The organism is Paraburkholderia sp. EG287B (assembly GCF_040965595.1).
Taxonomy (GTDB): Bacteria; Pseudomonadota; Gammaproteobacteria; order Burkholderiales; family Burkholderiaceae; genus Paraburkholderia.
Map to the genome: position 1 here is coordinate 1 of NZ_JBFRCG010000106.1, position 293 is coordinate 293.

At 54.3% G+C, this 293-nt stretch carries 1 pseudogene; it reads right to left on the reverse strand.

The features are described 5' to 3' along the window. Positions 1 to 166: 166 nt before the first annotated feature. A pseudogene (locus tag AB4Y40_RS42920) lies at positions 167 to 293 on the reverse strand (transposase); the annotation flags it as partial.

Below are 293 nucleotides of genomic sequence, written 5' to 3' on the forward strand. Positions count from 1 at the left end.
AAGGATACGCATCTCTTCGAGCGTGTTGTGAGCCAGGCTCCGGCCATCTCGTTTCATGGGCGATGCTCTCAATAGCTATCGCCCAAGCATAGACCATCTGTCCGCAAAATTCCTGACTTATGAGTAAGGTATACGGGACGCAAGAGCGAACAGGAGGTAGATTTGTTCAGAAATTGGACGGATCCTGGGTGAGCCCAGTGAAGCGATGCCACCCGGCAAAGCGTGCGGCGAGCTGTTTGCGATAGCGTGAGGCACGCAGTAAATGTCGCTTGAGCGCGAAGTGCTGGCGAATC